The sequence below is a fragment of the Spirosoma flavus genome, from assembly GCF_054778555.1.
In genome coordinates this window covers 363,060-383,313 of record NZ_BAAGZL010000003.1, presented here as the reverse complement: position 1 = coordinate 383,313, position 20,254 = coordinate 363,060, and the positions used below count along the sequence as shown (strand labels likewise).

The window sequence follows — 20,254 nt, the reverse complement described above, 5'->3', positions numbered from 1 at the left end:
GGTTATTTTGTAGAGACCGGTCTCTATCCTTCCGCCCGCAAACTTTCCGTTGGGTTGGTTAAAGCCGTTCGGTACGTTCGCCAGCCGATGGTGAGACCGCCCAGCACTAGCATGGTACCAAAGCAGGCCCCCAGTGTACCAAAGCCGACAGAGACATGGTACGCGAATGTCATCAAAAAGAAACTCGTCGCCAGATATCCCAAAGGCATGGCGATAGCTCCCGCAATCAGCAATAGTTTGAGGAAATCCCAGGATAACAGCCACACAACCTGATCAACCCGGGCTCCCATCACTTTCCGGACGCCTACCTCTTTGGTACGTAGCTGTGTGGTGTAAGTAACCATACCCAGCAAGCCAAGGCAGGCAATCGACAGGGCGAAACCAATGAGCAAACCCATAAACGAAATATCGTCGGTGTTACTATGCCGGTTGCTCAGAAAATCATCGTACCAGACGCCGGCGAACGGTTCGTAGGGGTTTAGCTTTTTCCAGATCTGAGCAATATTGGCTTTGACAGCTTCAGGGTTGCCATCAACCACTTTTACGTTGAGATACCGAAAGTGATCAGGTTGGTAGTGGAGTATCAGAGGGTGTATTTTTCGAGCCAGCGTAGAGAACTTGAAATCTTTCACAACACCAACTATCTGTACATCAGTACTATCATTCAGCCAGAGCGTTTGCCCTACCGCGGCACCAGGTTCGCCGAGCTTGAATGCCCGGACGGCTTCTTCATTAATAAGTACCAGCCTGGATGCCGAGTCCGCGACCGAAACCGGCATATTCTGACCCGCCAGCAGGGTAAGACCAACTGTTGAGAGCAGTTTGTCATCTGTCGCAAAAACATCGACGACAGAGGAATCTCCGCCCGATTTTTGACGATGGGCAACTTGTTCGTAAACACCGCGATCGCCAAACAGCGCTGCCGTTGCTGATATCCGCTCTACACCGGCCAACTGATTTAACTTAGCAGTTAACCGATTAGCGGGCAAACCATTCAGGGGGATCGTCAGTACATTTTCGCGCTCAAAGCCGTAATCGGCCGTTCCCATGTAATGCTGCTGCCGAGCCATTCCCAGCAGAGCAATCATTGCCAGCAAGGAGATCGAAAACTGCGCAACAATCAGCGACTTACGTAACGTAATGCCCCGAAAAACGCGCAATCCCGTCTGACTACGTAACACCTTCGCGGGCTCAAATCCCGACAGGACCCGAGCGGGCAATACACCAGCCAGCAAGCCGGTGACAATACTGAACGTAATGAAAACCAGCCATACGCGGGCATCATTTTCCCACTCCACACCGCCAATCAGCCATTGCTGCACGAACGGCATGGGCTTCACCAACTGAAGCATGCCATACGCCAGCGCCAAACTAAACAATGACAGAAAAACCGATTCGGCCATAAATTGACCCATCAGTTGCCAACGTAGCGCACCCGACACTTTGCGGATACCCACTTCGCGGGCGCGACTCAACGACCGGGCCAGGGTGAGATTAATGTAATTGAAAGCCGCCAGCAACAGGGTCAGTAAACCAACGCCCATTTCGGTAGCCAGTTTGCCAACGGTCGGTTCGTTCGTGCCAAACATCAGTTCCTCACGGGCGGGGGTAAGTTTCGCCAGCGACTGACTGCGAAACGAATAACCCTTCTCGTTGGCGAATCGTATGCCTTTGGTTACTCGTTTTGCCAGCGATGGTAGTACCTCATCCAGTCGGCCAGCCGACGTATTGGGCTTCAGTACTACGTAGGTGTAGCCTTGGTTATACAGTTTCCAACTGGTTCGGGTACGTTCCCAATCGGAGCCGGAAAGCGTAGGCATCGAAACCAGTATGTCAAAATTGAGGTGGGTTTTGGCCGGAGGATCGGCCAGTACGCCAGAGATCGTTAAACCACCCAACTGCGGATGATCGATACGTTGGCCGACGGGATTAGCTGAGCCGAAAAAAAGCTCAGCTGTTTTTTTTGTAAGAACTGCTGTTTTAGGGGTGATTGCCGCCTGACCTTTCGCCATTCTGAATCCGAAAATGCGGAAGAAACCCGCATCGACGCTGCTGTAGACCATCGGCAATTGCTTCCGGTTGGCAGTAAAATCACCGTTATTTCGGATAATTCGCGTTATGTCTTCAAAGAACGGGTACTGTTGTTTCAGCGTTTCGGCGAGGGGTAGTGGCGACGTAGCAAATCCATATTCGTCGTTGGTTTTGGTCGTTACGTCCGTCAGAATCCGGTACGTTCGGTCAGGGTGTGGGTGGAAAGAATCGTACTCAAAAGCGCCTTTAATGTCGATCATCGCCAGCAAACAAACCAGCATGCCCGAAGCCAGTCCGAACACGTTGATAAAGGAAAACAGCTTGTGTTTCCACAGATTTCGAAAGGCGGTTTGGAGGAAATTGCGTAGCATGAGCCAGAGTGCATAAAGCAGTTGTATGCGCTTTTTCAGCCTCTGCTTCATACTGTGTTTTGACTACGCTCAAATATTATACCATTGCTTGTAAGATTCTGAATATGAATATTTTATAAAGAAAAGGTGAACGTGATACGTCCGAAACCGGACGTATCACGTTCACTTGCGGACAAGCGAAAATAGAAGGCGTGAAGGTGGGGTGGAAAGCAGGGAGCCTGGCACGTGGATTCACTATTTCCTGCTATCCACGTGGTCACGCTTTCTGTTCCGCATCTATCTGGGCAACAGGACGGCGCGTTCGTCGAGGGATTTGGCGATTTGATTAGTCATCGACGTAATGCGTTGGGACGTAGTGCGGTCGCATTCGTTCGTGAGCACAATAATGCCTAAATTAAGTTCGGGGTAATTAACGCATAAGCTGCTAAACCCCGGAATGTTACCGTCCTGCCAAATGACCCGCTTATGATCGGTTTGAATCATTTGCCAGTTTAAGCCCGCCGAATACGTAGCCCCATCGCTCCACGTCGGCTGGTGGGTCAACCGAACCGTTTTACTCTGTTCTGCTACGTTCCAGGAAATGTATTTCAACATGTCGTCAACGGTCGATTTCAGTGCACCGGCCGCCTGAAGATCATCGGTATCCGAAGCGGTTATGTTGCCACAGGAATCATAGCCCTTTGCCTGACGGCTTTGTTCTGATATTGATAGCGAAATTTTAGTATCGCTCATAGCTAGCGGCTCGGCAATTTTCTGTCGAACAAGTTCTTCGAACGGGAGGCCGTAAACCTTCTCCAGAATAAAACCCAGCAACTGAGCGCCTGTGTTGGAATACCGAAAACGATGGCCCGGAATGGTATCGAGTTTGACCTGATGCAGATCGGCGTAAAAATCGTTACGTGGACTATTGATACGTTCCTGCTGCATGGAAATTGCCGAAGCCGACGTATTGGTGTTTGTTGATACGTTCGGGTGGCTGGGCAGCAGGAACGGCAATCCTGACCGGTGATTCAGCAGGTGAAATAATCGAATTGGGTGCCCTTTGTATGCTAGATTCAGGTAATCGCCATCAAGGTATTTTCGAATATCGTCGTCGAGATTCAGGCGTTTTTCTACCACCGCCTGCGCCAGCAACGCACCCGTAAACGTCTTGGTGATTGACGCAATGGCGTATAGCGTTTGGCCGGTTGGCAGTTGCGCCCGTCCTTTCTCCACCGAGCCGTAATTGTACACCTGCGTTTGCCCATTCTGGACAATCCCGAGCGAAAGGCCAACCGCCTGTGGCGTTCCCATGAATTGCTGAATTGCCTGATCGACAAGGGAATCGACTCGGTTTTTCAACGAATTATCGGAAAACACTTTTGGCGGTCGAGCTGTCAGCTTAGGCAAATGCTTCGGCTGAACGGGCTCTGCCAACGTAGTGACGAGCAGCAGGGCGAGTGTAAACCAGGCATTCATGATGGTGATGAGAGATGAGTGATGAGTGGCTTGACCCACTCATCACTTGGTTTACTTCGCTTTCCGGACGTAAATATTGCCGTTCATGTTTTTCATCATGATCTCGCGGCCCCCTCCGTTCACTTTACCCTGTACCCATTCGTCGATTGCAACCCGGTACATACCATTTTGATTGCTCTTGTTAACTTTCGAGGCCGTTTTGTCCACGTCCAGATCGAAATCAGTAAACATGTCGCCCCGGTCCGATTTGAGTTTCAGATTCATTTTGGACGAGGCCGGGAACGTAACGTCAACATTGCCGTTGAGGGTCGAGAAGGCCATTGGAGCATCGTTGTTTACACTTTTGAACGTAGCAATCACTCCGCCATTGACCGTATTGGCAACCGCTGAACCTGATACGTTGGTCAGCTCAATTGAGCCGTTTACGTTGTTGACTTCCAGTTCACCTGATACGTTATCGACCGTAATCTGGCCATGATTGACCGTGCTGATACGTAGCGAAAAATTCTGTGGTACTTTTATGTTGAGGTCAATCGTTTGATTTATAGAGTTTGCCTCAACAGTAATCGTGTTGCTTTTCTCGCGGGCGCTCACATCGAACGGATTGCCAGGTGCGATACGTTTCATACCTGCCGATGCCCGGTCGCTGGGGTGATCATCGTCATCGCGTCGCCCCCGTTTTGAACTGTTGCTGGACGTAATGTCGACGATAACATCTTTGCCTGTGTGGCCTGTTACGTGGATGGAGCCATTGATCAGCCCCGCCCGTAACGTACCGGGTTTGCCCGGATCACTAAGAGGAACGACCAGTTGCTCTTTCACATCGTTCTGAGCGAACAGCGAACCAGCAGTAAACAGGCTCATAATCAGAATTCCAATCGTCAATTTAATCGTTTTCATCAGGATTGTTTTTTAATGTAAATGCTGCCGTTTAGTGTTTCAAATTTGAAGGTCTTGCCGCCACCACCGATACGAACGGCGGTGTTTTTGTTGAGTCGATAGGTTGTACCGCTGCCCGTTTTCTGTTCGGTTTTTGTCGGCTGCATGGAGAGAGCTTCTGCGTTCGGGAAATCGGTGTAAAAGCTTCCGTGCATACTTTTGAATTGCAGATCAGCCGACAGATTAGCGGGGTACGTTACCCGAATGTCTCCATTAATGGTGTGGTAATAGGAGTTTTCGGGAGGGTTGGCGAGGTAAGTGATATCGACCGCACCGTTAACCGTATTGGCGTCAGTTGTGCCTTTCATGTTTGTCAGTGTAATGGCGCCGTTCACATTCCGTGCTTTCACATTACCGCTAACATCCTTCACAGTAACTTCGCCATGATTGACGGTTGATACCACCAGGTTCATGTGATTCGGCACTTTCACCGTAAAATCGAGGTTAAATTCGTACTCAATGTCGCGGTCGTTATTCCAGCGGTCTCGTTGCCGACGGGGGCGCGAATCGAAAGGCTGAGCGATGTAAACGGTCACGCTATCACCTTTCTGGTCGAAACCAAGTTGAAATTCCTTTTTGCCAATTTCCAGATCGCCGTTGTTTTTAGCCGTGATCGCTTTGTCAACTTCAACGATAATCTTGTCGCCTGAATAGCCTTCGACTTTAACAAAACCATTGATGTTGTAAAGGGCGAATACGTTGTTGGCGCCTTTCGAAACCGTAAATTCTTTACGGATTTGCTCTTTGGCTTCCTGAGCATTGGCTGGCGATTGGGCACAAGAAAGGGCCACCCCCGCCAGTGCGGAGATTAGTAACAGTCGCATAGTGTATTTGGATTTAAAAGGTTTGTTTGGGGAAGAAAGCGATAGGACAAAAAAATAAAGAAGTAATAAATTGAAATTCAGCGTGAATGGTGGACTGCGTTTTCGTTCTTCTTTTGTCTTTTCGCTTTTATCTGATACGTCAGGATAACTCCCGGATGGTCTGTTCAATTTTACCCTTGACCAGGTGGTTTGTGTTGTCGTCGTGGAGCAGTTGCCGGAGTGGTTTGATGGACCGTTTTTCCTGCAATTTCACCATCACATCAGCCAGCGCCGATTGTACCAGGGGCGAATCTTGGCGAGTAATCGACTGAACCAGCCCTTCCCGAACCGTCGGATTATCAGCTAGTTTGGCTAGCGCTTCCAGCGTCACCAGCCGGACGTTTACATTTGCATCGTTGTTTAATGTTGTCAGCAGGGCATCGACGACTTTATCATCGACCTGATTAATTTCTTCCGTGTAACTCACCGCCCGAAGTCGCTCCGAAGCCGCCGGATTTTCCAGTAGCGAAAGCATCATCATCTGCCGCATTTCCTGAACCTGCGACGACAACGTATCGATCTGTTGCTTGTACGCTACGTTCGGACCGGTAGCGTGATTGAACCAGTAACCTGCAAGAATACCAACGCCCACCAGCGCTACGCTGTAAGCCAGCCGGACAGCCAATTTCGGCGTAAAGAACTCCCGGACTTTTGTGAGCAGATTGTCGAAAACGCTCTCCGGTTTATCCGCAATCGTTTCTTTATACGTATCAAGCATCGTCTGGAACCGAACGCGCGCCATCGGACTTGGCTCGGGGGTAGGCAATTGCCCCATCATTTGCCAAAGCTGCCGCATCGAATTGGCTTCTACCTGACAGGCCGGGCACCGGGCGATGTGCTCGTCCATAATGGCTCGCTCGGCAGCAGGAAGCTGGTTGCTGAGCCATTCGGTCAATTGCTCCTGTGTCTGGTTACAGTTTATAGGCAGGTTTTCCATTTTCAATAGTCAGGTAAATTTTTTTCAACTCATTCATTGCGCGGTGCACCCGTACTTTTATGGCGCCTTCGGTCGTATTGAGCACTCGCGCAATTTCTTCGTACTTCAACTCCTGAAACCGGCTCAATACCAGCACTTCACGATTGTCTTCACTTAGCCTGGCCATTGCCTTGTGAAGCGTTTCCAGTTCCTGATTTTTCTGAAACTGTTCGTCGGCCGCAGGACCTCCGCCAATTTTCTCGGCTACGTCGGCCAAATCATATTGCTGGGCCGAACGCTTGTTTTGCTTGCTGTGATCGACCATTACGTTACGTGCCAGGTGATACATCCAGCTTCTGAATTCACCGTCGCCCGTAAACGTATGGCGGTATTTCAGCATGCGATAAAAAACCGTCTGCACCATGTCTTCGCTGGCTTCGCGCTGCCCCGTCATGTGAAACAGGAAACCGAACAGCGGCCGATTGTAACGCTCGAATAGTAAGCCCATCGTATCAATACGGCCGGCTTTTACCTGCAGCATAAGTGCGTTGTCTGTCAGAGCGTTCAAGCGAGAAAGTACTGGTTTAGTGGATTTTGGACTGGAAACTTGGGAAGTTGAACAAGGTTACAGAAAAAGTGAAAAAAAATTTCTGTAGGGGTGTCACTGTAGATACCCTGCCCTGAAAAACAAAAGCTGCCCCAAGTGAGCAGCTTCTGTCTGGTAGAAATTAACGTGTAAATCAACTAACTTAATCTATACTCTTTAGGGGCTATTGATTGCCCAGTTTAATGCCCAAATTGCGTTCAGTTTCTTTGATGATGGCTTGCTTTTCGCGCTCGCTCTTACCTATTACGTTGGCCGTGCGCTCAATGATTAACTCCTCGCCGTCTTTCTCGAACGTATACTGCATCCAGAGCCGACCGTTTTCTTTGTCTTCCTGTACGCGCACCGACGCCGGTGCTACGTCGCCTGGAGATAAGGTTGTCGATGCATTGGCTTCTGTCGAAAAGTCGTAGGAAGAGCTGGTTTGTGCCGTTTTATCGGTGCAGGTGCTCTTCTTTTTCAATCCATGAGGTTGTGGATCGACAGAAGCTACCATGGTCTGGGTAGCCGTAGCTTGCTCCAGCGAATCAATGATGCGATATTCCAACGCTTTTACAGCGCTGGCTTCCATATCCGATACATTGAACGACGCATTGAAGTGGACTGAGCGTCCAGCGTCCTCAATATCAACACGAATACGTAACTGCTGACCGTCGGTCGTTACGTGTTTGCTAGACGACCGTTGGGCAATTGCGCCAATGCTAACAATAATCAATAGTGCGGTAAATAGCGTTTTCATGAACCGGCAGAGGAAAAGCGACTAAGTTAAGTAAGTAGAATTACTCTCTGCTATCATCGTGCCAATAGTATAATGAATTGTACATCAGACAGTTTCATATATATGACGGAATAAAATGTCCGCTTTCGGACAGATTCGGACAAATTTTGTACGCCAGTGGACAGGAGAAAGTATACAGCTTCTGTTGACACTATAAGTTAATCTGCCTGTTTACCGTATACTCATAACTAGTACGAAAAACGCTACTTAGTGAAAAATACCTCTATATTGTTGGCTATTGTTGTGGAGTGGTAACAAATTGGGAGTGACGTTTTAGTCAAAATGCCAAATTCGATACACAATTGTTTAATGTAACCATAATATAATTAGTCGAATACTCTTTTTAGAGAGCAATACCTTTGTCTGTACTATTTTCATAAACTATCCTAATTCTATGTTCAAACTCAATAAATCGAATGGTATTTATGTTGCCTGTCTGGTAGCAAGTTTGGTGGTCGGTTGTAACTCGGTTGATAGTCTGACGCCCGCCGTCAACGATTTCTCCAGCCGTGGTTCGGCAAAGGCTCTGGCTATATCGCTGTCGGAAGGGTTTGAAGTTGGGTCAACCAGCCCAAAAACGGCTTATGACGTATCACCAACTGGTTCATCAAGTGGCGATAACGTAACACTTCAGACAAAATCCTGGAATTTATACGATGCCCTGATCGGCAACCTGAGTGGCGATAAAAAAGCTGGTTTGTGGTCGGCGCGGATTCGGAATACGGGTAAAATTACGATGCTGTTCGACGTAACGTCGGGGGCAAGCACGGTCACGGTGAAGCACGCTACGTATGGTACCGACGGCGTAAGTCAGTGGGGATTGTGGTATTCGCCAAATGGTGGCAGTAGCTGGACGCAATCGGGGTCGAACGTAACGTCGGGGTCTACGCTTCAAACGCAGACCTTTACGCTGAACGTAACGGGCAATGTTCGGATTGAAATCCGGAAGCTGACGGGTGGCACTGACCGTCTCAACATCGATGACATCGTTATCAACGACAATGGCGGCACTAATCCACCAACCGGAAAATCATTCCTGTTCGACGCTTCCAAACGCGAAAACGCCGGTAGCGCCGACTGGCAAATTGACGCCGACGGTACCGAAAGCGTTCCCATTTATACAGGTGGTACAACCGTAGAAACGAAGGCACAACGTACCCCAACGCCTTCCTACACAGGCATTACGGCCAGTACGTCCGAGACGTATTGGAAGGGCGCTATTTCGGCATGGGCTGTTGATCTGGTGAAGCGGGGCAATCTGGTTGAATCGCTGCCGAACGGTGGCGCCATTACGTATGGTAACGCATCGAATCCACAGGATTTGAGCAATTATGCCGTTTTTGTCGTGGTCGAGCCGAACCGATTATTTACGGCTGCGGAGAAAACGGCCATCATGAATTTTGTGTCGAATGGCGGTGGGCTGATGATGATTGCTGATCATACCGCGCCCTCGCTAACGGGTACCGATCCAAACGGTTATACGCCTTCGGATCGTGACGGCGATGGCTACGACTCGCCCCGCGTCTGGAATGATTTGATGACGAACAACGGCGTCAATAACAGTAATCCGTTTGGCTTCGTCGTCGACTACGTTGATATCAGCGAAAAGCCAACCACTAAGGTGTATACTGGTAGCAATACAAATGCGCAGAAAGTGCTGGGGGGTATAGCTGGAACTGCTTCTAAACTAGCCTTTTACGATGGCTCAACTGCTACGTTGTATCCGGCTAATAATGCCAATGTTCAGGGCCTGTTCTGGCGCATGAGCAGTTCAGTCGGCAGCAACACGGGCGTTATGGCCTTATTATCAACCTACGGTAGCGGACGTATCGTCTTCATCGGCGACAGCTCTCCCGCCGACGATGGTACGGGCGACACTAACGACAACCTGTTCAACGGCTGGTCGGGGGATGCGCCATCGGGATACACCTCGCACCCGGCCCTGCACATCAACGCATCGCTCTGGCTGGCGAAAATTCAGTAAGTAGGAAGTTATAAAGTTGTAGGGTTATAGGGTTATAGGGTTGTAAAGTTGGCTGACGCGCTCATGAACTTTACAACCCTATAACCCTACAACTTTATAACTCCTGGTTTACTCCGAACGTAGCGATTTTACTGGGTTCGTCAAGGCAGCTTTGATACTCTGGAAACTAATAGTTAGCAAAGCGACGCTGAATGCCAACAAACCCGCCAGCGCAAACAACCACCAGGGCATGTCAATTTTGTAGGCAAATCCTTGTAGCCAGAGATTCATACAGTAATAGCCAACGGGAACGGCTACCAGCATGGCGATGAGCACCAGTTTCAGGAAATCTTTCGATAAGAGCGTTGTCAGGCTCATGACCGATGCGCCAAGCACTTTTCGGATACCGATTTCCTTAATACGCATTTCGGCGGTGAACGTAGCAAGGCCAAACAGCCCCAGACACGAAATCAGCACCGCGATAACGGCAAAGGCGTTGAACAACGTAGCAGTTCGGGCTTCGGTTTTGTATAGGCGGTCGAATGTCTCGTCCAGAAATTTATAGTCCAGCGGTCGGTTTGGAATCATATCGCTCCAGATACTCTGAATCGCTTTTAACGCTTCAGCTTCTTTGCCGGGAACAATTTTTACATAAACTCCACTTCGCCAGCCCGGATTGTTGAAGAGAACCAGTGGGGTGATTGGCTCGTGAAGGCTTTTGAAATGGAAATCTTTCACAACGCCGATCAAAATGCCTTTCATATCCTGAAAATGAAAGCGTTGGCCAATCAGGGGTTTGCGTAGGTTGAACTTTCGAACGGCGGTTTCGTTGAGGACTACGTTCTGCTCATCAGCTTTATTATTTGATTCGAACCAGCGGCCCTGCGCCATGTTTAGCTTGAAAACTTTTTGATACGTTGGTTCTACCGAAAGCTGACCGACGGTCGGTTGGAAATCTGCCGGTCGCCCATCCCAGTCGAGACTGCCGCTGTGCGAACTGTTGATTTCGACAATATTCTGACTGGCAAGGGTTGCATCAGCAATACTCGACTGCTGCAAAAGTCTGCTTTTAAAAACCCCCGCATCAACCTTCGGTTTGGTATTCCACGGAATGGTGAGCGCCACGATGTGATCGCGGTCATAACCAAGTTTGGTGGTACGGATGAATCGTATCTGCTTATAAACCACCAACGTAGCAATCAGGAAAACGATGGAAATCGAAAACTGAACCACCACCAGACTCTTCCGGAAAACGCTATTGCTCGAACCCAAAATGTTGAGACCACGTATCGCGCGAATGGGCTGAAAAGACGATAACAGCAAAGCTGGATACACGCCGGTGAGTACGATCGTAAGCAGGGTTGTTCCACCCAGCACCAGCCAAAGGGAGGGCGTTGCGAAACGAAGCGAAAACGTTTTATTAGTCAGGTTGTTGAAAACCGGCAGAAATCCATAAACCAAAAGAAGCGCTATGCCGAGTGCCGCCAGACACATCAGTACAGATTCAAGCATAAATTGCCCGAATAACTGCGTAATGCCTGCACCAATGATTTTTTTAACGCCCACTTCTTTCGCTCGAATGCTGGCGCGGGCCGTTGTCAGATTTACATAGTTGATGCAGGCCATCAAGAGAATCGCCAGCGCAAGTCCTAAGAAAATATACACCGTTCGCCGATCACCTTGTTCTACGTTGCTGCCGTAACGGTCAATTGTGTCGAAGTGCATATCGGCAAGCGCTTCCAGTTCAAGCGATATACTCGTATCAGGTTTGCCCGTTTTTTCGTCTTTTTTGTCCTGACGAATAATCGTTGTGATCTTTTGTTCGGCCTTTTTAACATCGGCATCCGGGCGAAGGACTACGTAGGTTTCGTAGTTGTAATTATTCCAGGTGTAATCATTTTTATAGGCATCCGGTTTCGCCAGATGGGCAGCAAGAGGCACCAGGCAATCGAACTGAAAACTGGAATTTACCGGATTGTCTTTCATCACCGCCCGCACTACGTAGTCCAGCGTGTCGATACGTATCAGCTGTCCAACGGCTCTTCCCGAACCAAATAGCTGAGTTGCTTTTGACTCGGTCAGGGCTATACTTCGGATATTGCGATTGAAATCCGTTAAGCTACCATCAACAACGGCATAATCGAATACCGAAAACCAGTTTTCATCGACACAGGCGGCTTTTTCGATTCGGGTTAGCTGATCGCCGATCTTCACGGTCAGGTCTGGCCAAAAGGGCTTTGTAAGCAGTGCTACCTTCTCAATTTCAGGTACTTGATGCAGGTTCTTAGCGAGTAAAAGGGGAGTTGTAGTCCAGTGCCAGGTTTCTTCCTTATTAACCTTATTGTGTGTGATAATCAATTTGGTACGTTCTGCTTTCGCGTGATACGTATCGAAGCTCGACTCGTTCTGTACCCACAGCAAAATAAAAACCGCAGCGGCCATACCCACCGCCAGGCCCGTTACGTTCAATAAACCGAAAACTTTGGTTTTGAGCAGATTACGAATAGCAAATCGAAGCATAGGAGAGGAGGTTTGAGGGTTTTCAGGTTGAGGCCGGTCCGCCGTTGCGGAGGCATGCCTTATCTAAACGTGGGTTATTCCGAACGTAGCGACTTCACAGGATTGGCCAGCGCGGCTTTTACGCTCTGGAAACTTAACGTAACAAACGCAATAACAACAGCCAGCAATCCCGCCAGCGCGAACATCCACCATTCCAGATCGGCACGATAGGCAAAGTCCTGAAGCCAGCGATCAGCGGCCCAATAAATTAATGGACTGGCAATCAGAATAGAAAGCAGAACCAGCTTGAGGAAATCGCGCGAAAGCAGGACAATGATACTGCTTACCGATGCCCCCAGGACTTTCCGAACGCCGATTTCTTTCGTCCGGCGTTGCGTGGTGAAGGCTACTAACCCAAACAATCCCAGACAGGAAACCAGTACCGTTAGTCCGGCAAAACCGTTGAATACCGAAATCATCAGGCGGTCTTTCCGATACTGTTCCGCAAACGAATCATCCAGAAAACTGTACTCAAATGGATAAGCGGGATAGTGTTGCTGCCAAATTGATTTCACTACGTCGAGATTCGCCGGTTTAATACGTAGCATCACATTGTTGATTGGGAACGTATTGTAAATCAGTACTACTGGCTCTACTGGATTATGTAAAGATTGATAATTAAAGTTTTTAACCACACCCACTACTTCGCCTTTATGCCCAAATCCATCAATAGTCTGCCCAACGCCGTTTTTCCAGCCCGCGAGCTTCATGAAGGCTTCATTCACCAAAAAACCTCCTTTCAGGTCGGATTTTGTTTGTGATGACAGATTCCGTCCGGCTTTCAAATGGATGTTCAGTAACGGCAGGAACGTATCGTCGATGAACATGTAATTGCTCATTACCTCGCGTTTTTTGCCGTGCGAAAGAATAGTTGTCGAAGCCATCACCATCGGCCCGTTCGCCAAACCCGATCCCAACGTAACGGCTTCGATTTCGCTACGTTGTTTCAGGCTATTGGCTAATGCGGTTGCCCCGGCCCGCACTGTAGAATCTTCAGGCAAATACATGCTAAGTATCTGATCGCGCGTGAAACCGATGTCGTATGTCTGCATGTAATCCATCTGTCGATGAATCACCAGTACGCCCGCAATCATGGTAACGGCCAGCACGAACTGAAAAACGATAATCGATTTTCGAAACCAGGGGGCATGACCATAGCCGCTCAACGTGCCTTTCAGCACGGCTACAGGTTGATAACCTGACAAAACAAACGCCGGGTACAAACCACCCAACAACGTAACAATCAGCCACGAGCAAGCTGCTAATGCTAGTGATTCCTGCCAGGAAATCTGTAGTTGAATCGTGAGCAGATCATTGAAAAACGGAATGGCGAGCTGTGTCAACGTAACGGCAAAAAGCAGCGCCAGGCCACTCAACAGAAACGACTCGAATAGAAACTGGCGAACTAATTGTGTGCGTTTTGCTCCGTTGGCTTTGCGGATGCCTACTTCTTTTGCGCGCTCGGTGGCTTTGGCCGTCAGCAGATTGATGTAGTTGAGCAGGGCGATTGCCAGTACAAAAGCGGCCAGAAAAGCAAATAAATAGCCATACTGCTTATTCCCTTTGGGCGTGTCTCCTATTTTATCCTGGCTGTAATGAACGTCCCGCAATAACTCTGTCGGGAACTGCATAGAATAACCGTCTGCGCCCATTTTCTTGAGTTCAGGATTGACATATTTCGCAGCCAGCAAGTCCATCTTTTTCGCGAAATCGGCCAGGTTGGGCTGATTCCTGAAGAGCACGAAGGTATAAGCCGGAAAATCTTCAGCTAACCATGCTTTGCTCGGCGACGGTTTTTGGGAAAGGAGAGCTCTAATGGGTAAATCTGAATTGCTGAGTGGATTGGCAATGACGCCCGTAATCTGATACGTTTCTTTGTTGATTTCGATGGTTTTGCCCAGAATATCGGTTCGCCCAAAATAGGAATTGGCAAACCGTTCTGTAACGACCGCACTGTTCGGATTAACTAGTGCCTTGGTTGGACTGCCCGAAAGAAATTGGAAAGAAAATACCGAAAAAATGTCATTATCAGCGTAGTACACATCTGGCTCACTAATTAGCTTGGTGGGCGTTTTGACAGTTGCTACGGTAATCCGAAAACGAACAGCGGTTTCTACTTCCGGATAATCCCGTTTTAGTACTTCGGCCAGCAACATGGGCGCTGACGCAATCGACAAGGGCGATTCCAGCGTTTTCATGTGCGAAGTTATTCGGGCAATCCGGTCGGCTTTCGGATGAAAAGCGTCGTACGTAAACTCATGATTGACGTACAGAACCATGACCAGGCAAGCCGCTAGCCCAATTGCTAGTCCGCCGATATTCAGGCCCGTATAGAGCTTATTCCGCCAAAGGTTTCGAATCGCGATTTTGAGGTAGTTGAGTAGCATAGGATTTATGTAGAGACAGGGCATGCCCTGTCTCATGGCCGGATGGTTTTGGCTGACGCGAATGAGACAAGGCATGCCTTGTCTCTACGTGATTATTCGCTACGTAGTGATTTCACTGGATTGGCCAATGCCGCTTTCATGCTTTGAAAACTGACGGTGGCCAGCGCAATAATGACCGCCAGCAAACCCGCCAGCGCAAAGACCCACCAATCCAGATTGACCCGATAGGCGAAATCTTGCAACCATTGATTCATAGCGTACCAGGCGATGGGCGTGGCAATGATCAGGGCGATACATACCAGTTTCAGGAAATCTTTGGAAAGCATTGTAACGATGCTCATGACTGACGCGCCCAACACTTTGCGAACGCCAATCTCTTTGGTACGTTGTTCGGCGGCAAAAGCGGCCAGGCCAAACAGACCCAAACAGGCAATCAATATGGCTAGAATTGTGAATGTCAACAGAACTTCGCCCTGCTTCTGTTCGGCTTTGTACTGCTTCGAAAAATTCTCGTCCAGGAAATGAAAATCGAGCGTGCTGGCTGGGTCGAAGGTGCGGTAAACCGACTGAATATAGGCCATTGCTTCGGTCGCTTTTTCGGGCTGAATTCGGACATAAACGTTGTCTTTGTCAGCAGGAAGGGGCATTTGCAGCACCAGCGGCTCAATTTTATGCTGAAGAGAATAGATATGAAAATCCTTGACAACCCCGACAACACGGGCTTCGGCGGTATGTTTTTCGTTATCGATAAAGTAGCGTACACGTTTGCCAACCGGCTCTTTCCAGCCGAGTTCTTTCACGAGCGTTTCATTCACCAACACCGAGTTTTGCTGATCGCTTTTGAATGATTCTGAGAAATTGCGACCGCTTAACAGCTTAATCTGCATGGTGTTGAGAAAGTCTGAATCGACCGAGAATTTCTGCACGAACTGCGGGTTGGCCGGAATCGCTCCGTTTTGCTCGAAGAACATGCCATTGCCGCCGATATTATTATTGCCAATCGGGTTGCTGGCGCCTGATGCTCCCTGAATAACCGGATTGCGTTGGAGGGCTTCCTTAAGTGCGTCGACCCGCTGCCGAACATCCTGGTTATCAATGTGAAATGTAAGAACCTGCTCTTTGTTAAACCCTAAATCCTTGTTCATTACGTACCGCATCTGCCGGTACACGATGCCCGAACAGGCAATCAGGGCAATCGTCGCGACAAACTGAAAGATCACTAGACCCTGCTTAAAAACAATGCTACCAGCCTGACTGCCAAGCTGTCCCTGCAAAGCGGATACGGGCCGAAAGCTGGATAATCGCAGGGCTGGATAAAGCCCGCTCAGCAGGCCAATCACCACTGAGAAAACCAATACCGTCAGTAACGTAGTAGCTAAGCTACCCATCGACAGCGACTTGTCGGCTATCTGATTGAAATAGGGCAAAGCCACTTTGGCCAGTATAGCACTAACAAAGCCAGCCAGTAACGTCATCAGCATCGATTCAGTCAGAAATTGCCCAATAAGCTGGCTCCGATGTGAACCAATGGCTTTCCGGACGCCCACTTCGCGGGTACGTTTGAGTGCCCGGGCGGTGTACAGATTCACGTAGTTGATGCAGGCAATGATCAGGATTAGAAGGGCTACCACCGCAAAAATGTAGACGGTACGTGCATTGCTATTGGCGCTGGTCTCGTAATCGAGGTGGGAGCTAAGGTGGATGGACGTAATGGGCTGAAACTCCATACGATAATCAATATCACCCATTTCCTTTCTTAAGTACTTCTGGAAAAAACCGGGTATTTTGGCTTCCAGCGCTTTAGGGTTACTGCCTTCCGTCAGGAGCAAATACGTATAAAGATCTGAAGCCTGCCAACCGTTGGTGTAATTCTCCGGTAGGGAACGTAGCGCCCGAAATTGCAAATGCGAATTCGTTGGTACGTCCTCGATGACGCCTGTTACGGTGTTTGGATAGTGATTGCTGAATTCTATTACCTGACCAACGGCTTTGCGAGCGTCACCGAAAAGGTTATCTGCAATACTTTTGGTTAAAACAATGCATTGCGGTTTGGTTAGCGCCGTGGTCGGATCGCCATAAAGAAAAGGGAACGTAAAAACGTCAAAAACCGACGGGTCGGTAAAGGAAATGTCGTTTACCTCAATTTTCTTGTCCCGATACGTAATGACGCCACCGCCTTCGGGATGAATACGTACTGCTTTTTCAACTTCCGGATAATCGTTTTTCAGCGCCTGCGCAAACGGTGCCGACGTTGGCGCGAGTTTCAGATTGCCGCCCTGCCACTGCGCGTACTGCACGACCCGCACGATACGGTCGGCGTTGGTATGAAACCGATCGTAACTTAATTCATCGAGAACGTAGAGCACCATCAGCCAGACAGCCGCCATGCCAATTCCCAATCCTACTACGTTAAGCCCACTGAATAACTTGTTTTTCCAGAATGTCCGAACCGTGATTTTTATGTGATTGCTGAGCATGACGGGTAACGAGTTGAGGTTAAGAAAGGAGCGTCGGCGAAAGTACGTAACGCTTTTGTTTTATAGATACCCAAATGCCATACCAAACCCGTAAATCGCTGATTATTAAGAAATTTTAAGGCTTTTATAAACGTAATTGTCCGCAAACGGACGTAGCAGCCGACCATTTGCGGACAATTCAGAACCGGGATTTAACGGATTGATGGATTTTCTGGATTTTGTTTTCGCTTCTGTGAAGCGCTTTATCAAAAAACAAAATCCAGAAAATCCATCAATCCGTTAAATCCCGGTTCTGACTATTCCGAACGTAGTGATTTCACTGGATTCACCAACGCGGCTTTTACACTTTGGTAAACCACTGTTGCCCAGCAAATGAACAGGGTGAGCAGGCAGGCAGCTATAAATATCCAGACGCCAATATCAGTTTTGTAGGGGAAGTTTTGCAGCCATTTGTACATCGAATACCAAGCAATGGGAATAGCAATGGGAAATGAAAACAAGACCAGTTTCGTGAAGTCTTTGGAAAGCAGCATGACTACGCTGCCAACCGATGCGCCCAGCACTTTGCGAACGCCGATTTCTTTGATACGTTGTTCCGTCGTGAACGTAGCGAGTCCGAACAAACCCAGACAGGCAATGAGAATGGTCATAGCCGAAAAGGCGGTGAAAATCTTTCCGCGCAGCTCATCAGCTTTATACGCCGACTCAAAATCCTGATCCAGGAAACGAAACTCATACAGCCGGTCGGGGTAGGCTTCTTTCCATTTCTGACCGATAAACGCGACCGTTTTTTCGACGTTTTGTGGATGAATTTTAATGTGCGTAACCGGCAAAGCCCGACCGCACAGCATAATCAGCGGCTCAATGGGGCTATAAAGCGATTGCTGGTGGAAATCCTTCACAACACCGATAACCTGAGCCGTTGGTGGTCCCTGCTCTCCTTTTTGCGGTAAGCTACCCAGCATGATTTTTTTGCCGAGCGGTTGTTTCCAGCCCATCCGTGTTACAACCGCCTGATTGATAATGACCGAGTTAAGCGTATCGGCTGGTATTTTTTCGGAGAAGTCACGACCGCTTATGAGCTTCATGCCCATCGTTTTCAGGTAGTTGTAATCCACGCGCATGGGCTTAAATCCCATCTCTTTCAAGCCCGTATTCGACTCAACCGTGAAAATGACCCGACCGCCGATGTTGCTGGTGGGTGACGAGGCCGAAGCTACCTCTCGAATGTTCGGATTTGTCAATAGCTCATTTCTGAAAGCGTTGTACGTAGCGCGGGGCTGACTGTCCTGATAGTTGATCGTTAACACCTGATCCTGATCGTAACCCAGGTCGTGATTACGCATGAAATTCAGTTGTTTATATACAATCCAGGTGCAGATAAGCATGGTCAGCGAGATGGTGAACTGCGCAACCACCAGCGCTTTCCGGAAGAAACTCCCCCCTTTGGCGTTGAAAGCTCCTTTGAGTACAGTCGCCGGTTCGAATGCCGATAAATAGAAGGCTGGATAACTGCCACTGATGAAGCCTGTAAAGACAATTATAGCCAGCGCAATCAGCAGAAACTGAGGACGTAGCAACTCCCGGAACTCAATTTCTTTTCCCGAAACACTATTGAAAAAAGGCAACAAGGCAACTACCAGCACTAAACTGGCGATTAGGGCAATGACGGTCAACAACACCGATTCGGTCAGGAATTGCGCCATCAAACGACCACGTAACGAACCCATTACTTTCCGAAGACCAACTTCTTTGGCCCGTTTAGCCGAGCGGGCGGTCGCCAGATTCATGTAGTTGATGCTGGCAATCAGCAACATAAAAAAGGCCACGGCACTAAAAGTGTACACATAACCAATATTGCCGTTCGATTCCCCTTCCATACTTGAGTAAAGGTGGATTCGGGTCAACGGCTGTAATTCATAAGTTACCTTAATACCCATCCGCTTGAAAATGGGACCGATGTATTTGTCGTACACTTCCGGAAATTTACTTTCGAGAATCTTCGTGTCGAAGTTTTCGGGCAATACCAGATAGGAGTAGAGATAAAAACCGCCAAAGTTATTGGCCTGGCTACGTTCGTTCTGGCCGATGGACATCAGCCCGTTAAAGGTTAAGTGCGAGTTCTTCGGGACGTCTTCCAGTACCGCCGTCACTTTATAGAACGTAGTATCGTTGGTCTGCAACGACTGCCCAATCGCGCTCTTTGAACCAAAGAATTTCTGCGCCGATTTCTGGGTCAGTACTATGCTACCGGGTTGAGCCAGTGCCGTTTTAGGGTCGCCTTCGATGAATTTATAACTGAAAATATCGAACACGGTAGAATCGGCGGCATAGATATCCTCTTCGTAAAACCGCTTCTCACCCTGCCGAAACATCACCCGGCCATACGGAAAAAGCCGAACGTAATTTTTAACGAACGGGTAATCTTTCTTCAACGTCGGCGCCAGGGCAGGCTGCGTACTGCTCCAGCGGTTCACTTTATCCGGTTCAGTAATATGCGAGACAATCCGATAAATCTGCGATGCGTTTTTTTGATAGCGGTCGAAGCTCAGTTCATCCGTTACGTAGAGCAACAGAAGCAAGCCACACGTAACGCCAATAGTCAGGCCGAGAATGTTGATCAAACTGTAGAATTTGTCTTTTCGCAAATTTCGCCAGGCAATTTTCAGATAGTTAAGCAGCATATAGGTAGGGGTTTAATCTTGAAGAGACAAGGCATGCCTTGTCTCTACGGAGTGTGTTTATTCGGAACGTAATGATAGTAGACGATACGTCCGTCGGCGATTTCGTGCACACTGGAAGTCAGGCCAAGGGCAAGCCCTAGTACGTTGATGGCCGAAAACGTTTTGTTATGGATGAAATTCCGCCCGGCGATTTTAAGATGTTTACGTAGCATCGGGCATGGGGG

At 48.7% G+C, this 20,254-nt stretch carries 13 protein-coding genes; 1 reads left to right on the top strand and 12 read right to left on the bottom strand.

What is annotated here, in order from left to right; all coding sequences use genetic code 11:
* Positions 1-23: 23 nt before the first annotated feature.
* The 7 genes from ACYVF1_RS18145 to ACYVF1_RS18115 all read right to left on the bottom strand — a co-directional run bounded on the left by ACYVF1_RS18145 (position 24) and on the right by ACYVF1_RS18115 (position 7,921).
* Positions 24-2,453: an ABC transporter permease gene (locus tag ACYVF1_RS18145; protein ID WP_461081375.1), complete on the bottom strand. Its 2,430-nt coding sequence runs from the start codon at positions 2,451-2,453 to the stop codon at positions 24-26.
* A 225-nt stretch (positions 2,454-2,678) separates the two neighbouring features.
* Positions 2,679-3,860, bottom strand: coding sequence for a serine hydrolase domain-containing protein (locus ACYVF1_RS18140; RefSeq protein WP_461081373.1), 1,182 nt, complete (start codon positions 3,858-3,860; stop codon positions 2,679-2,681).
* Positions 3,861-3,911: 51 nt separating this feature from the next.
* A complete protein-coding gene (locus tag ACYVF1_RS18135) occupies positions 3,912-4,760 on the bottom strand; it encodes a DUF4097 family beta strand repeat-containing protein (RefSeq protein ID WP_461081371.1) in 849 nt (282 codons plus the stop codon).
* Positions 4,760-5,623, bottom strand: a complete 864-nt coding sequence (locus tag ACYVF1_RS18130) for a DUF4097 family beta strand repeat-containing protein (RefSeq protein ID WP_461081369.1) — start codon at positions 5,621-5,623, stop codon at positions 4,760-4,762. The genes ACYVF1_RS18135 and ACYVF1_RS18130 overlap by 1 nt, the downstream gene beginning before the upstream one ends.
* 139 nt (positions 5,624-5,762) lie before the next feature.
* On the bottom strand, positions 5,763-6,599 hold the full coding sequence (locus ACYVF1_RS18125; protein ID WP_461081367.1) for a HEAT repeat domain-containing protein: 837 nt from the start codon (positions 6,597-6,599) through the stop codon (positions 5,763-5,765).
* Entirely contained in the window at positions 6,574-7,119 is a 546-nt protein-coding gene (locus ACYVF1_RS18120) for an RNA polymerase sigma factor (protein WP_461082296.1), read from the bottom strand. The genes ACYVF1_RS18125 and ACYVF1_RS18120 overlap by 26 nt, the downstream gene beginning before the upstream one ends.
* A 229-nt stretch (positions 7,120-7,348) precedes the next feature.
* A complete protein-coding gene (locus tag ACYVF1_RS18115; RefSeq protein WP_461081365.1) occupies positions 7,349-7,921 on the bottom strand; it encodes a hypothetical protein in 573 nt (190 codons plus the stop codon).
* A gap of 433 nt (positions 7,922-8,354) precedes the next feature.
* On the opposite strand from ACYVF1_RS18115, the gene ACYVF1_RS18110 reads away from it, so the two are divergent.
* On the top strand, positions 8,355-9,944 hold the full coding sequence (locus tag ACYVF1_RS18110; RefSeq protein ID WP_461081363.1) for a hydrolase: 1,590 nt from the start codon (positions 8,355-8,357) through the stop codon (positions 9,942-9,944).
* Between the two features lie 108 nt (positions 9,945-10,052).
* On the opposite strand, the gene ACYVF1_RS18105 is transcribed toward ACYVF1_RS18110, so the two are convergent.
* The 5 genes from ACYVF1_RS18105 to ACYVF1_RS18085 form a co-directional block, all read right to left on the bottom strand.
* On the bottom strand, positions 10,053-12,443 hold the full coding sequence (locus tag ACYVF1_RS18105) for an ABC transporter permease (protein WP_461081361.1): 2,391 nt from the start codon (positions 12,441-12,443) through the stop codon (positions 10,053-10,055).
* A gap of 74 nt (positions 12,444-12,517) precedes the next feature.
* Entirely contained in the window at positions 12,518-14,869 is a 2,352-nt protein-coding gene (locus tag ACYVF1_RS18100; protein WP_461081359.1) for an ABC transporter permease, read from the bottom strand.
* 92 nt (positions 14,870-14,961) lie between these two features.
* The gene (locus ACYVF1_RS18095) at positions 14,962-17,346 is read right to left on the bottom strand and encodes an ABC transporter permease (protein WP_461081357.1); all 2,385 of its coding nucleotides are present in this window, start codon (positions 17,344-17,346) and stop codon (positions 14,962-14,964) included.
* A 296-nt stretch (positions 17,347-17,642) separates the two neighbouring features.
* A complete protein-coding gene (locus tag ACYVF1_RS18090) occupies positions 17,643-20,030 on the bottom strand; it encodes an ABC transporter permease (RefSeq protein WP_461081355.1) in 2,388 nt (795 codons plus the stop codon).
* Between the two features lie 44 nt (positions 20,031-20,074).
* Entirely contained in the window at positions 20,075-20,242 is a 168-nt protein-coding gene (locus ACYVF1_RS18085; protein ID WP_461081353.1) for a hypothetical protein, read from the bottom strand.
* Positions 20,243-20,254: the final 12 nt, after the last annotated feature.